The following is a 14937-nucleotide window of genomic DNA, read 5'->3' on the forward strand; positions in this document are numbered from 1 at the left end:
CTACCGCTCGGTAGATTTTCCGGTGTTCGTGCGCGTGCAACGATGGGCCGGTGAGCGACGACACGACCCCTGACTCGGGCGCCCGCGCGGATGCCCCCTCGGTGCCCTCCGTCATCCACGAGGGACTCCCCACGCAGCTCCCCGACATCGACCCCGACGAGACCGCCGACTGGCTCGACTCCTTCGACGGCATGGTCGACGAGCGCGGCCGGGACCGCGCCCGCTACGTCATGCTGCGGCTCCTCGAGCGGGCCCGCGAGAAGCAGGTGGGCGTCCCGGCACTGCGCAGCACCGACTACATCAACTCCATCCCCCCGGAGCGGGAGCCCTGGTTCCCCGGCGACGAGGAGATCGAGCGCCGGATCCGGGCCTTCATCCGGTGGAACGCCGCGGTGATGGTCTCCAGCGCCAACCGCAAGGGCCTCGAGGTCGGCGGCCACATCGCGACGTACCAGTCGGCGGCGAGCCTGTACGAGGTCGGCTTCAACCACTTCTTCCGCGGCAAGGACCACCCCGGCGGCGGCGACCAGATCTACATCCAGGGCCACGGGTCCCCCGGGATCTACGCCCGGGCCTTCCTCGAGGGTCGGCTCACCGAGCAGCAGCTCTCCCGGTTCCGCCAGGAGGTCCAGCACGGGCCGGGCAACGGGCTCCCGTCCTACCCCCACCCGCGGCTGATGCCGGACTTCTGGGAGTTCCCGACGGTCTCGATGGGCCTGACGGCGCTCAACGCGATCTACCAGGCGCGGTTCAACCGCTACCTCCACAACCGTGGCATCAAGGACACCGCCGACCAGCGCGTCTGGGCCTTCCTCGGCGACGGCGAGATGGGCGAGCCCGAGTCGCTCGGCGCGATCGGCCTGGCCGCGCGCGAGGAGCTCGACAACCTCGTCTTCGTCGTCAACTGCAACCTCCAGCAGCTCGACGGGCCGGTGCGCGGCAACGGCAAGATCATCCAGGAGCTGGAGGCCCAGTTCCGCGGCGCCGGCTGGAACGTCATCAAGGTCGTGTGGGGACGGGAGTGGGACGAGCTCCTGGCCCGCGACGTCGACGGCGTGCTCGTCAACCGGATGAACAACACCCCCGACGGCCAGTACCAGACGTACTCCACCGAGGGCGGCGACTACATCCGCGACCACTTCTTCGGCATCGACCCGCGGCTCCGGCAGATGGTCGAGCACATGACCGACAGCCAGATCGAGAAGCTGCCGCGCGGCGGCCACGACTACCGCAAGGTGTACGCCGCCTTCGACGCCGCGACCAAGACCAGCGGTCAGCCGACGGTCATCCTGGCCAAGACCATCAAGGGCTGGACGATCGACGCCCTGGAGGGCAAGAACGCCACCCACCAGATGAAGAAGCTGACCAAGGACGACCTGAAGAAGTTCCGCGACCGGCTCTACCTGCCGATCAGCGACAAGGAGATCGACGCCGCCGAGATCGCGCCGTTCTTCCACCCGGGCAAGGACGCGCCCGAGATCCAGTACATGCTCGAGCGTCGGGCTGCCCTCGGTGGTTCGCTGCCTCGCCGCGTCGACCGCTCCAGCCCGCTGAAGCTGCCCGGCGACGCCGTCTACGCCGACCTCAAGCAGGGGTCCGGCAAGAACAAGGTCGCCACGACGATGGCGCTGGTGCGGCTGCTCCGCGACTGGATGAAGGACCCCGAGATCGGCGACCGGGTGGTCCCGATCGCGCCGGACGAGTACCGCACCTTCGGCATGGACTCGATGTTCCCCAGTGCCAAGGTCTACAACCCGGGCGGCCAGCAGTACGAGTCGGTCGACCGCAAGTTGTTGCTGTCCTACAAGGAGTCGGCGCAGGGCCAGATGCTCCACGAGGGCATCTCCGAGGCCGGGTCGATGGCCTCCGCCACCGCCGCGGGGTCGGCGTACTCCACGCACGGCGAGCAGATGATCCCGTTCTACATCTTCTACTCGATGTTCGGGTTCCAGCGCACGGGCGACTCCGTGTGGGCGATGGCCGACCAGCTCGCGCGCGGCTTCCTGATCGGGGCCACCGCCGGCCGCACCACGCTCACGGGCGAGGGCCTGCAGCACGCCGACGGCCACTCGCCGCTGATCGCGGCGACCAACCCGGCGGTCGTCCACTACGACCCTGCCTACGCCTACGAGCTCAGCCACATCATGCAGTCGGGGCTCGAGCGGATGTACGGCGCGGACGCCGAGAACGTCATCTTCTACATCACCGTCTACAACGAGCCGATCAGCCAGCCGGCCGAGCCCGGGGACGTCGACGTCGACGGGATCCTGCGCGGACTCCACCAGGTCGGCACCGGCGAGGGTGACGGACCGCGTGTCCAGCTGATGGGGTCCGGCGTCGCCATGCCGTGGGTCGACGACGCCGCCCGGATGCTGCGCGAGGAGTGGGGCGTCACGGCCGACACCTGGTCGGTGACGTCCTGGAACGAGCTCGCCCGCGACGCGGTCTCGACCGAGGAGTGGAACCTCCTCCACCCCGACCAGGAGGCCCGGACGTCGTACGTCACCGACCGGCTGCGGAACGCCCGCGGCCCGGTGGTGGCGGTGTCCGACTACATGCGGGCGGTGCCGTTGCAGATCGCACGCTGGGTCCCCGGCGACTTCCGGGTGCTCGGCGCCGACGGGTTCGGGTTCGCCGACACCCGTCCGGCGGCCAGGCGCTACTTCCGGATCGACGCGCAGTCGGTGGTCGTGCAGACGCTCCAGGCCCTCGCCGACGCGGGCGAGGTGTCCCGCGACAAGGTGACCGAGGCGTTCGCCCGCTACCGGATCGACGACCCCACCGCGGTGGCCGACGTCGCGCAGGAGGGTGGCGACGCCTGACGGCGTCGTCGCCGGGCGCTCGTCGGGGGCAGGCTCAGGCCGAGCCGGCAAGCGTGTCGCTGGCCTCGCTCTGGCGGCCGCTGCGCAGGAGTGCCCGGAAGCGCGCCCGCGAATAGCTCGCCGCCGGCGTCGAGCGGACGAACTCGTGGACGATCTTGGCGAAGCGTTGCGGGTGGTCCTTGTGGGGGAAGTGCCCGGCGTTGGGGATCACCTCGACGCGCGCACCCGGCGCCAGCGCCGCGGCCCGTGCTGCATGGGTGACCGGGATGACGTGGTCGTGCTCCCCCCAGAGGACGGCCATGGGCATGCTCTGGGTCAGGTAGGCGCGGTCGGCCATCGTGACGATCTGGCCACGCCAGTCGACGACCGCCTTCACGACGTGCCGGATCGCGTGACGCGCGGCGGGGTCGCGGAAGGAGTCGTAGATCTCCGCGACCTCGTCGAGGTCGCGGGTGTGGCGTGACGGGACCTTGGCCAGCGTCCGCAGGCCGAGCTTCCCGACGTGGCGCACGGCGGGCAGCGTCAGCACCCCCATCAGGGGGTGGAAGCCCGGCGTGGTGATCGAGCGGATCAGCGGACTGACCTCCGGCCCGAGCCCACCGCTCGCCACCAGGATCAGCCGCTCGGTCCGCTCCGGGAACTGGTAGGCGAACTGCATCGCCACTCCCCCGCCGAAGCTGTGGCCGACCACGGTCACCTTGTCGATGCCGAGGCAGGTGATGAGGTCACGCATCCCGTTGGCGTACCCGCCGACGCTGTAGTCCGCACGCGGCTTGTCGGAGAGGCCGTGGCCCAGCAGGTCGGGAGCGATCACGGTGTAGCGCCGCGCGAGCGTGTCGATCACAGGCGCCCAGGTGGTGTGGTCGCAGCCGAGGCCGTGCAGCAGGAGCAGGACCGGGCCGCTCCCGACCTTCACGAACGCGCGCCGGTGTCCGTGGATGGTGAGGTAGGAGACCTCGTGCTGCGACTGCGGCATCCGCCAGCCTCTCGTCGTGGACGTCCATGATTCAACCAGACGTTCCGCGCGTTCGGGGCCCGGAAACCCTGTGTTCCGCAAGGGATCCGGCTCCACTAGCCTCGCACGCGTGTCCTCCACACGCCCCACCGCGGGTCCCCGGCGCGAGCGAGCCGCCGGAGCGCTGACCCGCGCGACCGGCTCGCTGAGCACCGCGGCGACCACCCGGATGGAGTCGGAGTTGGAGTGGTTCCGCGACCTCAGTGCCGGGGACCGGTCCTGGGTCGGGCTGATCGTGCAGGCCGGCATCAAGGGGTTCGTGGACTGGTACTCCCACAGCGGCGAGCCGGTCCCCGCCGGCAGCGGCCTGGCCGCGGCCGTCTTCGGCGCCGCACCGCGCGCCCTGGCCGGCGTCATCACGCTCCAGGAGACCGTCGACCTCGTGAAGCTCTCGATCGAGGTCGTCGAGAGCAACATCGACGACATCGTCGACCCGGCCGACGCGGCCGACACCCACGCGGCCGTGCTGCGCTACGCCCGCGAGGTCGCCTTCGCCACGGCCGAGGTGTACGCCCGCGCCGCCGAGGTCCGCGGCGCCTGGGACGCCCGCCTGGAGGCGCTGGTCGTGGACAGCGTGCTGCGCGGCGAGGCCGACGAGGCCGTCATGTCCCGCGCCAGCGCGCTGGGCTGGTCCGACCGGGGCGAGGTCTGCGTCGTGCTGGGACAGGCCCCGACCCGGCGTACCGAGACCGACGTCTTCGAGGAGATCCGCCGGGTGGCCCGCGGGGCCGGGATGGACGCCCTCTGCGCGACCCAGGGTGAGCGGCTGGTCGTGCTGCTCGGCGGGGTCAGCGACAGCGGGAAGGCAGCAAGCGGGCTGGCCGAGCTGTTCGGCACGGGCCCGGTCGTGGTCGGGCCGGTGGTCGACGGGCTCGAGCTCGCGCACCGCTCGGGCCGCGCCGCCCTCGCCGCCCACCGCGCGGCCGCGGGGTGGCCGGACGCTCCCCGCCCCGTTCGCAGCTCGGAGCTGCTGCCGGAGCGGGTGCTGGCCGGCGACGGTCACGCGCGGCGCCACCTCGTCGACGAGGTCTACCTCCCGCTCTCGCGGGCCAGGGAGACCCTGGTCGAGACGCTGACGACCTACCTGGCGACCGGTTCGTCGCTGGAGGCCACCGGCCGGGCGTTGTACGTCCACCCCAACACGGTCCGCTACCGGCTGCGACAGGTGGCCGACCTGACGGGCTTCTCACCGTCCGAGCCGCGCGACGCCTTCGCCCTCCACATCGCGCTGGTGCTCGGGCGGCAGTCCGGGCGTCACGATTCTTTGTAGGAACCCTACAAGACTCGCAGGCCTCGATTCGTGCGCGCCGGAGGCGCGCGGCCGGGGTCCGCGACGGCAGAGTGGACCTCGTGCTCGTCATCGTCGCGCCCGGGCAGGGCGCCCAGACCCCCGGCTTCCTGACCCCCTGGCTCGAGGACCGTACGTTCGCCTCGCGCTTCGAGTGGCTCGCCACCGTCGCCGGCATCGACCTGGTCCACTACGGCACCGAGGCCGACGCCGAGACCATCCGTGACACGCGCATCGCGCAGCCGCTGCTGGTCGCCACCGGCCTGGTCGCGGCCCTCGAGCTCTTCCCCCACCCGGCAGACGCCTTCTCGATGATCGGCGGCGTCGCCGGGCACAGCGTCGGGGAGCTGACCGCGGCGGCCGGCGCCCGCGTGATCACCGCCGAGCAGGCGATGGTGCTGGTGCGCGAGCGCGGCAACGCGATGGCCGAGGCGGCCGCGGCGACCCCGACGGGCATGACCGCGATCCTCGGCGGGGACCGCGACGAGGTCCTCGAGGCGCTCGCGGGTCACGGCCTCACTGCCGCCAACGACAACGGCCCCGGCCAGATCGTGGCGGCCGGCACCCTCGAGCAGCTCGAGGCGCTCGCAGCCGCTCCGCCCGCCAAGGCCCGCCTGATGCCGCTGAGCGTGGCAGGCGCCTTCCACACCGAGCACATGGGCCCGGCCGTCGGCAGGCTGGCCTCCTTGGCCCGCTCGGTCTCGGTGCACGACCCGCGCACGCCCGTGATCTCCAACAAGGACGGCCAGGTCGTCCACGACGGTCAGGACGTGCTCGCCCGGATCGTGGGCCAGATCGCCAACCCCGTCCGGTGGGACCTCTGCCTGGAGACGATGGCCGATGCCGGCGTCACCGGGGTGCTCGAGATGCCCCCGGCCGGCACGCTCACCGGGATCGCGAAGCGGGCGCTCAAGGGTGTCGAGACCTTCGCCCTCAAGACCCCCGACCAGCTCGACGACGCGCGGGCGTTCGTCCAGAAGCACGGCGAGGCCTCCCCCATCGACACGTCCCCGACCTGGCGGATGGTGGTCTCGCCCGGCAAGGGCACCTTCCACCAGTCCGCGGAGGCGGCCGGCACCGACGTCCTCGCGCCCGGCACGCCGATCGGTGAGGTCGCGACCTCACGCGACCGCACCCGCATCGTGGCGGCCCACGGCGGCCAGGTGGTCGAGTGGCTCGTCGAGGACGGCGACCTGGTCTCCCCCGGTCAACCACTGATCCGCCTGCACCCGGAGGGGAGCTCCTGATGACGAGCATCGCTGGCAGCGCCGGAGCGCCGCACGCCTCGATCCTGGGCGTCGGGGCCTACCGACCTTCGCGGGTGATCCCCAACTCCGAGGTCGTCGACGCCATCGAGTCCAGCGACGAGTGGATCCAGCAGCGCTCCGGGATCAAGCAGCGCCGCTGGGCCGCGCCCGACGAGACCGTGCAGCTGATGTCGGTCGCGGCGTCCCGCGAGGCCCTCGAGCGGGCGGGCATCCAGCCGGAGCAGGTCGACTGCGTGATCGTCGCGACCGTGACGCACCTCCTGCAGACCCCGGCCGTCGCGACCGCCGTCGCCCACGAGCTCGGCACCCAGAACGCTGCCGCCTTCGACATCTCGGCCGCCTGCGCCGGCTTCTGCCACGGGGTCTCCCTGGCCGCCGACATGGTCAAGGGGGGCAGTGCCGGCCACGTGCTGGTCATCGGCGTCGAGCGGCTCAGCGACATCACGGACCTCTACGACCGCGGCACCGCGTTCATCTTCGCCGACGGCGCGGGCGCCGTCGTGGTCGGCCCGAGCGAGACCCCCGGCATCGGCCCGGTGGTCTGGGGCTCCGACGGCGAGCAGTTCGACCTGATCCGCCAGAAGGAGGACTGGCGCGACGTGGTCGGCACGCCCACCGCACCCGGCAGCGGCGTGATGCCGCACCTGGTGATGCAGGGCAACCCCGTCTTCCGCTGGGCATCCTTCGCGATGGCGAAGGTCGGCCAGCAGGCGCTGGACCGTGCGGGCATCTCGGTCGACGACCTCGACCTGTTCGTGCCCCACCAGGCCAACATGCGCATCATCGACGCGATGGCGCGCTCCATGAAGCTCCCCGAGCGGGTCAAGATCGCCCGCGACATCGCCGAGCAGGGCAACACCTCGGCGGCGTCGATCCCGCTCGCGCTCCACCGGATGATGGAGGAGGGCGACGCCCGCAGTGGCGACGTCGCGCTCCTCATCGCCTTCGGAGCCGGCCTGGCGTACGCCGCGCAGGTCGTGACGGTCCCCTGAGCAGCACCCGACACCCACCACAGAGAGAAGGAACCCAGCACATGGCCACCACCGAAGAGATCCGCGCCGACCTCGCCGAGATCGTCAACGAGGTCGCCGGCGTCGACGCCGACGACGTCCAGCTCGACAAGTCGTTCGTCGACGACCTGGACGTCGACTCGCTCTCGATGGTCGAGGTCGTCGTGGCGGCCGAGGAGAAGTTCGGCGTCTCGATCCCCGACGACGAGGTCAAGAACCTCAAGACCGTCGGCGACGCCGTCGCCTTCATCGAGCGCGCCCAGGGCTGAGCCGAGCCCCACCCGCCCACCACCCGCCGTCGTACGCACGAGGAACGAGTCTGCTGATGAGTCACACCCGAGTCGTGGTCACCGGAATGGGCACCACCAGCCCGCTCGGTGGCGATGTCGCGAGCACCTGGGACGGCATGCTGGCCGGCCGCTCCGGAGTCCGCCCCCTCACCGAGGAGTGGGCCGAGGAGATGCCGGTCAAGATCGCCGGCCGGGTGGCGGTCGAGCCGACCGAGGTCCTCGAGCGGGTGAAGGCACGCCGCCTGGACCGGTCCTCGCAGTTCGCCATGGTCGCGGCCATGGAGGCGTGGCGTGACTCCGGCCTCGAGGGGTCGGACGTCGACGGGGACCGGCTCGGGGTGGCGATGGCCTCCGGCATCGGCGGCGTCAACACGCTGCTCGACAACTACGACGTGCTCAAGGCGAAGGGCCCCCGGCGGGTCTCTCCCCTGGCGGTGCCGATGCTCATGCCCAACGCCCCGGCAGCGCAGATCAGTCTCCTCATCGGAGCCCGGGCCGCGGTCAACACCCCGGTCTCCGCCTGTGCCTCCGGCAACGAGGCGATCGCGCTGGCCGTCGACCAGATCCGCCTCGGCCGCGCGGACGTCGTCGTCGCCGGCGGCACCGAGGCGGCGATCCACCCGCTGCCGATGGCCGCCTTCGCCAACATGATGGCGCTCTCCAAGAACGCCGGCGACCCCACCACGGTGTCGCGGCCGTGGGACACCGGGCGGGACGGCTTCGTGCTCGGTGAGGGAGCGGGCGTGGTCGTCCTCGAGTCGGAGGAGCACGCGCGAGCGCGCGGCGCCCGGGTCTACGCCGAGGTGCTCGGCGCCGGCATCACCGCCGACTCCCACGACATCGCGCAGCCCGACCCTGCCGGTCGGGGCGGTTCCCGGGCGATCCTGCGGGCGATCGCGGAGTCGCAGATCAGCGGCGACGACATCGTCCACGTCAACGCCCACGCGACCTCGACCCCGCAGGGCGACATCGCGGAGGGGCTGATGCTCCACGCGACGCTCGGGTCGCACGTCTCCGAGGTGGTCGTGACCAGCACCAAGTCGATGACCGGGCACCTGCTCGGCGGTGCGGGTGCGCTCGAGGCGATCGCGACGATCCTCGCGATCCACCACCGGACCTCGCCCCCCACGATCAACCTCGACGAGCAGGACCCGCAGGTCGAGCTCGACATCGCCACGAAGCCGCGTGACCTCCCGGCCGGCGACATCGTGGCCCTCAACAACTCCTTCGGCTTCGGCGGCGCCAACGTCGCGGTGGCCTTCGGGAGCACCTCATGACCCAGACCCCGGCACCGGCGAAGCCGGCCAAGCTCCCCCGCGAGCAGGACCCGCGCAACCCCGTACGCCGACTCACGGCGCTCCTCGACGAGGGAACCCTGGAGCTGGTCACGCCCGACGACGACAGCGGCATGCTGGCCGCGGTCGGCAGCGTCGACGGCACCCGCGTGGTGGCCTTCTGCTCCGACGCCACCGTCATGGGCGGCGCGATGGGCGATGTCGGCTGCCGGGTCGTGGTCGACGCCTACCACCGCGCGATGACCGACGGGGTCCCGATCATCGGGCTCTGGCACAGCGGCGGCGCCCGGCTGGCGGAGGGCGTGCTGTCCCTCCACGCGGTGGGCCGGATCTTCCACATCATGACCCAGGCGTCCGGGCGGATCCCGCAGATCTCGGTGGTGCTCGGCCCTGCTGCCGGCGGTGCCGCCTACGGCCCGGCCCTCACCGACGTCGTCATCCTCGGACCCGAGGGGCGGATCTTCGTCACCGGTCCCGACGTGGTCCGCTCCGTGACGGGCGAGGACGTCGACATGTTGCGGCTCGGTGGCCCCGAGCCCCACGGGCGTCGCTCTGGCGTGGTCCACGTCCTCACCGAGTCCGAGGAGGAGGCGCTGCAGCGGGCCCGGACCGTCGCCTCGCTGCTCGGCTCGCAGGGCGCGGTCGACGTGGCGGCGGTCGAGGACCGCGACCTCGCCGAGCTGCTCCCCGAGTCCAAGAAGCGCGCCTACGACGTGCACCCGCTCGTGGAGTCGGTCCTCGACGAGGGCACCATGCAGGAGCTGCACGCGCGGTGGGCCCCGAACATCGTGACCGCGCTGGGCCGCTTCGGCGGCCGTACGGTGGGCGTCGTCGCCAACAACCCGCTGCGGCTGGGTGGATGCTTGGACTCGCTCTCGGCCGAGAAGGCCTCCCGCTTCGTCCGGATGTGTGACGCCTTCGGGGTGCCGCTGATCGTCCTGGTCGACGTGCCCGGCTACCTCCCGGGCGTGGGCCAGGAGTGGGACGGCGTCGTACGCCGGGGCGCGAAGCTGCTCCATGCCTTCGGCGAGTGCGTCGTGCCGCGGGTCACGCTGGTGACGCGCAAGACCTACGGCGGCGCCTACATCGCCATGAACGCGCGCTCGCTGGGCGCCACGCGGGTGCTGGCGTGGCCGGGTGCCGAGGTGGCCGTGATGGGAGCGGTCGCCGCGATCCGGATCCTGCACCGCCGCAAGCTCGCCGAGGTCTCCCCCGACATCCGTCCCCAGGTCGAGGCCGAGCTGGCCGCCGAGCACGAACGGATCGCCGGCGGAGTGGATCGGGCGGTGGAGATCGGGGTCGTCGACGAGGTCGTCGAGCCCACCCACACGCGGTCGGCCATCGCCCGCGCCATCGACGAGGCCGTCCAGACGGTCGGCGTACGACGCGGGGCGCACGGCAACATCCCCCTCTGAGGGGCTCCGTAACGTCGGTCACACTCCGGCGTTGGGCCCTCCGGAGGTCGATCAGATGGCTCTGACGAGAGTGCTCGTGGCACTCGTTCTCGGCAGCACCCTGCTCGTGGCGTCGCCGGCCGGTGCCGGCGGCAGCGACTACGGGCGGGTCTGGCGAGGAGACGAGGTGCTCGAGCGCGGCTGTGCCCACTACCCGTTCCGCTACCGCGTCCGGCCCGGCCCCCACGACTGGGCCGCGGAGTTCTTCCTGCGCGGCCCCCGGGGTCAGGGCCTCGGCACCGTGGGCAAGCTCTCGGACGCCGACCGCGTGCGCGGACGCGGACGCTTCGAGGTCTGTCGGACCAGCACCCGCCCGGGCAGGTTCACGATCCGGGGCAAGCTGACGATCACGCGCGGCTTCGAGCAGGACGTCCACTGGGTGGAGCCGTCACGGTTCCGGCTGCGGCGCGCCGGCTGAGCAGTCCTCCGGTCAGACGACCTGGTGCAGCCAGCGCACCGGGGCGCCCTCGCCCGCGTGACGGAAGGTCTCCAGCTCGTCGTCCCACGGCTTGCCGAGCAGCTTGTCGACCTCGGCCACGAGCGTGGTGTCGCCGAGCGCCGCCTTCACCACGGCTGCCTTCAGCCGGTCCTCCGGGATCATGATGTCCCCGTGCAGACCCGTGACGGCGTGGAAGACACCGAGCTCCGGCGTGTAGCTGTAGCGGGCGCCCTCCGTCGAGGCGGTCGGCTCCTCGGTGACCTCGAAGCGCAGGTGGTTCCAGCCACGCAGCGCCGAGGCCATCTGGGCACCCGAGCCGGGCGACCCCGACCAGGAGAGCTCAGCCCGGTAGCTGCCCGCCTGGGCGGGCTGCGGCGTCCAGTCGACGTTCACGGACACGCCGAGCACGCCGCCCACGGCCCACTCGATGTGCGGGCACAGCGCGGACGGCGCGGAGTGGACGTAGAGAACGCCCCTCGTTGCAGTGGTGGTGCGTGTGGACACCGTGACCTCCTTCAGCTTCGGCGCGAGGTACGCCTTCCCCAGCGATCTCGTCGAAGCCGTGTGGTCCGTGGTGCGTCACACGTGTGTAGTTGTGAAGTCCATTGTGGCCCATGGGGCCGCTGAGCACCAGTGAAACCGGTGAGATCAGCCCTGCTTCTTCTCGAGCGCCTCCGCACGAGCGGCGGCGTCGGTGATCTCGCCGCTGTCGATGGCGTGGGTCCGGTGGAACCACGCCAGGGCGTCGTTCTCCCGGCCCGCTGCCTCGAGGGTGTCGGCGTAGGCGTAGCGCAACCGCACCACCCAGGGCGACCGGCTCTTCGACGCCAGGGGCGCACGCTCGAGCGTGCGCAGGGAGGCATCCATCCGCCCGAGATCCCGGTGCGCGCCGGCCTCCACGAGGGTCATCTCGGCCTTGGCCTCGGGGCCGAACGAGGCCACACCGGGGCTCTTGGCGAGCTTCAGGGCGTCGTCGGGGCGGCCGAGGGCACGGTGGCAGTCGGCCATGATCGGCAGGTAGGCGGTCGCACCGTTCATCCGCTTCGCGGCACGCAGCTCGCTGAGCGCCTCGGCGTAGTGACCGGAGGCGTACGCCGCCTCCCCCACGGCCTCGCGCACCACGGCGAGCCGGGAGGCACGGGCCCGGGCCGCCAGCGTGTGCTGGTAGGCCGTCTCGGGGTCCTCCTCGATGAGCAGGCCGGCGGCAGCCAGGTGGCGCGCCACCCGGTGGGCCAGCTTCTCCGGGAGGCCCTTCAGCTGGGCTGCGACCGAGCGGTCGAGCTCCTTGCCGGTGATCTCCTCGGGGAGCGGCGGGCCGTCGTACTTCTCCTGGTCGCTCGTGCGAGGACCCTGCTCGTCCTTCGGGCGCTTCCAGTCACCCTGGCGCGGCGGACGGCGGTCGCCGCCGCCCTGACGCTGGCCCGACCGACTGCTGCCCTGGCCGCTGCGCGGCCGTCCGCCGGACTCGCCCCCGCGCGGCCGGCCACTGCTGTCACTGCGACGCGGCTGGGAACCCCCGGCCGCGGGACGCCTGGATCGATCCTGCGCCACTGCTCACTCCTCGGGGTAAATGACGTGGAGGCCACCCGGAATCGGGTGGCCTCCACCAAGTGTATGTCCGGCGGCGTCCTACTCTCCCACAGCCTCTCGGGTGCAGTACCATCGGCGCTGAACGGCTTAACTTCCGGGTTCGGGATGGGTCCGGGTGTTTCCCGTTCGCTATGGCCGCCGTAACTCTGTTGACCAACTCTTCTGTTGTCTGTTCCGCCCCGGTGAGCTGTTGTGGCTGCTCGGGGTGGGTTTGTTGGTCGGGATCTGGGTAGTGGACGCGAACACGCAGTAATTGTTCTGGTGGTGTGTGGGACAAGCCCTCGGCCTATTAGTACCGGTCGGCTGGGCATTGCTGCTGTACACCTCCGGCCTATCAACCCACTGTTCTGGTGGGGGCCTTACCCCCTCGAGGGGGTGGGAAACCTCATCTTGAAACGTGCTTCCCGCTTAGATGCATTCAGCGGTTATCACTTCCGAACGTAGCTAACCAGCGGTGCCCCTGGCGGGACAACTGGCACACCAGAGGTTCGTCCATCCCGGTCCTCTCGTACTAGGGACAGCCTTTCTCAAGTTTCCTGCGCGCGCGGCGGATAGGGACCGAACTGTCTCACGACGTTCTAAACCCAGCTCGCGTGCCGCTTTAATGGGCGAACAGCCCAACCCTTGGGACCTACTCCAGCCCCAGGATGCGACGAGCCGACATCGAGGTGCCAAACCATCCCGTCGATATGGACTCTTGGGGAAGATCAGCCTGTTATCCCCGGGGTACCTTTTATCCGTTGAGCGACCACGCTTCCACATGCCGTGGCCGGATCACTAGTTCCGACTTTCGTCCCTGCTCGACATGTCTGTCTCACAGTCAAGCTCCCTTGTGCACTTACACTCGCCACCTGATTGCCAACCAGGCTGAGGGAACCTTTGAGCGCCTCCGTTACTCTTTAGGAGGCAACCGCCCCAGTTAAACTACCCATCAGGCACTGTCCCTGAACCAGATCATGGTCCTAGGTTAGACATCTAGTACGACCAGAGTGGTATTTCAACGTTGACTCCGCCCCAACTGGCGTCGAGGTTTCACAGTCTCCCACCTATCCTACACAAGCCGAACCAAACACCAATACCAAACTATAGTAAAGGTCCCGGGGTCTTTCCGTCCTGCCGCGCGTAACGAGCATCTTTACTCGTAGTGCAATTTCGCCGAGTCCATGGTTGAGACAGCGCCCAAGTCGTTACTCCATTCGTGCAGGTCGGAACTTACCCGACAAGGAATTTCGCTACCTTAGGATGGTTATAGTTACCACCGCCGTTTACTGGGGCTTAAATTCTGAGCTTCACCCACAAGTGAGTTGACTCGTCCTCTTAACCTTCCAGCACCGGGCAGGAGTCAGTCCGTATACATCGTCTTACAACTTCGCACGGACCTGTGTTTTTAGTAAACAGTCGCTTGGGCCTGGTCTCTGCGACCCTCCCCGCTTCCCACCGCAAGGGTGTTCACGGTTCGGGTCCCCCTTCTCCCGAAGTTACGGGGGCATTTTGCCGAGTTCCTTAACCATGGTTCGCTCGATCGCCTTGGTATTCTCTACCTGATCACCTGAGTCGGTTTGGGGTACGGGCGGCGCATAGCTCGCTAGAGGTTTTTCTCGACAGCATAGGATCACCCACTTCACCTAGTGGCTCCCCATCAGATCTCACACTCCACATCCAAGTGAGAACCCCGGATTTGCCTAGGGCTCGTGCTACATCCTTGGCCACGGACAACCATCGCCGTGGTTGGGCTACCTTCCTGCGTCACCCCATCGCTTGACTACTACCGGATCGGGTCCCACGCTCCACCCCCCGCCCTACACCCGAAGGTGCGGTCACGGAAGGCTTTGGGTGGTTAGCATCACCGGGCTCGTCATGGGCGCTACGTTGCCGGTACGGGAATATCAACCCGTTGTCCATCGACTACGCCTGTCGGCCTCGCCTTAGGTCCCGACTTACCCAGGGCAGATTAGCTTGACCCTGGAACCCTTGATCATTCGGCGCACGGGTTTCTCACCCGTGATTCGCTACTCATGCCTGCATTCTCACTCGTGTCGTCTCCACCCCTGGATCACTCCGGAGCTTCACTGCCGACACGACGCTCCCCTACCCATCCACACACCTGAACACCCACCACGAAGGCAGGCGCTGAGCTGTACGTGTGAATGCCATAGCTTCGGCGGATGACTTGAGCCCCGCTACATTGTCGGCGCGGAATCACTTGACCAGTGAGCTATTACGCACTCTTTCAAGGGTGGCTGCTTCCAAGCCAACCTCCTGGTTGTCACTGCGACTCCACATCCTTTTCCACTTAGTCACCGCTTAGGGGCCTTAGCTGATGGTCTGGGCTGTTTCCCTCTCGACGACGAAGCTTATCCCCCGCCGTCTCACTGCTGCGCTCTCACTTACCGGCATTCGGAGTTTGGCTAACGTCAGTAACCTGGTCGGGCCCATCGGCTATCCAGTGCTCTACCTCCGGCAAGA

11 protein-coding genes and 2 rRNA genes (1 of these 13 only partly in view) are annotated in these 14937 nt (G+C 69.5%); 8 read left to right on the plus strand and 5 right to left on the minus strand.

Annotated features, from left to right (window positions below):
- Positions 1–101: 101 nt before the first annotated feature.
- Entirely contained in the window at positions 102–2822 is a 2721-nt protein-coding gene (gene aceE / locus EXE57_RS04320; RefSeq protein WP_244247073.1) for a pyruvate dehydrogenase (acetyl-transferring), homodimeric type, read from the plus strand.
- 34 nt (positions 2823–2856) lie between these two features.
- Here the strand turns inward: aceE and EXE57_RS04325 are convergent, their stop codons facing one another.
- A complete protein-coding gene (locus EXE57_RS04325; protein WP_135074336.1) occupies positions 2857–3798 on the minus strand; it encodes an alpha/beta fold hydrolase in 942 nt (313 codons plus the stop codon).
- A gap of 109 nt (positions 3799–3907) precedes the next feature.
- On the opposite strand from EXE57_RS04325, the gene EXE57_RS04330 reads away from it, so the two are divergent.
- The 7 genes from EXE57_RS04330 to EXE57_RS04360 all read left to right on the plus strand — a co-directional run bounded on the left by EXE57_RS04330 (position 3908) and on the right by EXE57_RS04360 (position 10860).
- The gene (locus tag EXE57_RS04330; protein WP_244246991.1) at positions 3908–5107 is read left to right on the plus strand and encodes a PucR family transcriptional regulator; all 1200 of its coding nucleotides are present in this window, start codon (positions 3908–3910) and stop codon (positions 5105–5107) included.
- A gap of 80 nt (positions 5108–5187) precedes the next feature.
- Positions 5188–6372, plus strand: coding sequence for an acyltransferase domain-containing protein (locus EXE57_RS04335; RefSeq protein ID WP_135074338.1), 1185 nt, complete (start codon positions 5188–5190; stop codon positions 6370–6372).
- A complete protein-coding gene (locus EXE57_RS04340) occupies positions 6372–7385 on the plus strand; it encodes a beta-ketoacyl-ACP synthase III (protein ID WP_135074340.1) in 1014 nt (337 codons plus the stop codon). Before EXE57_RS04335 ends, EXE57_RS04340 begins: the two co-directional genes overlap by 1 nt.
- A 41-nt stretch (positions 7386–7426) precedes the next feature.
- Positions 7427–7672 carry an acyl carrier protein gene (locus EXE57_RS04345; protein WP_135074342.1) on the plus strand — a complete coding sequence of 82 codons (246 nt, stop codon included), beginning with the start codon at positions 7427–7429 and terminating at the stop codon, positions 7670–7672.
- A gap of 56 nt (positions 7673–7728) precedes the next feature.
- Entirely contained in the window at positions 7729–8970 is a 1242-nt protein-coding gene (gene fabF / locus EXE57_RS04350) for a beta-ketoacyl-ACP synthase II (protein WP_208542964.1), read from the plus strand.
- A complete protein-coding gene (locus EXE57_RS04355) occupies positions 8967–10403 on the plus strand; it encodes an acyl-CoA carboxylase subunit beta (protein WP_135074346.1) in 1437 nt (478 codons plus the stop codon). Before fabF ends, EXE57_RS04355 begins: the two co-directional genes overlap by 4 nt.
- A gap of 76 nt (positions 10404–10479) precedes the next feature.
- On the plus strand, positions 10480–10860 hold the full coding sequence (locus EXE57_RS04360; protein ID WP_135074348.1) for a hypothetical protein: 381 nt from the start codon (positions 10480–10482) through the stop codon (positions 10858–10860).
- 12 nt (positions 10861–10872) lie between these two features.
- Here EXE57_RS04360 and EXE57_RS04365 read toward each other — a convergent pair whose 3' ends face one another.
- From EXE57_RS04365 to EXE57_RS04380, 4 genes are all read right to left on the minus strand, one after another.
- On the minus strand, positions 10873–11385 hold the full coding sequence (locus EXE57_RS04365; protein ID WP_135074350.1) for a DUF3145 domain-containing protein: 513 nt from the start codon (positions 11383–11385) through the stop codon (positions 10873–10875).
- Between the two features lie 144 nt (positions 11386–11529).
- Entirely contained in the window at positions 11530–12432 is a 903-nt protein-coding gene (locus EXE57_RS04370) for a tetratricopeptide repeat protein (protein WP_244246992.1), read from the minus strand.
- Between the two features lie 65 nt (positions 12433–12497).
- A 5S ribosomal RNA gene (gene rrf, locus EXE57_RS04375) occupies positions 12498–12614 on the minus strand.
- 126 nt (positions 12615–12740) lie between these two features.
- Positions 12741–14937, minus strand: a 23S ribosomal RNA gene (locus EXE57_RS04380); it runs 949 nt beyond the window's last position.

The organism is Nocardioides euryhalodurans, from assembly GCF_004564375.1.
In the GTDB taxonomy this organism is placed as follows: Bacteria; Actinomycetota; Actinomycetes; order Propionibacteriales; family Nocardioidaceae; genus Nocardioides; species Nocardioides euryhalodurans.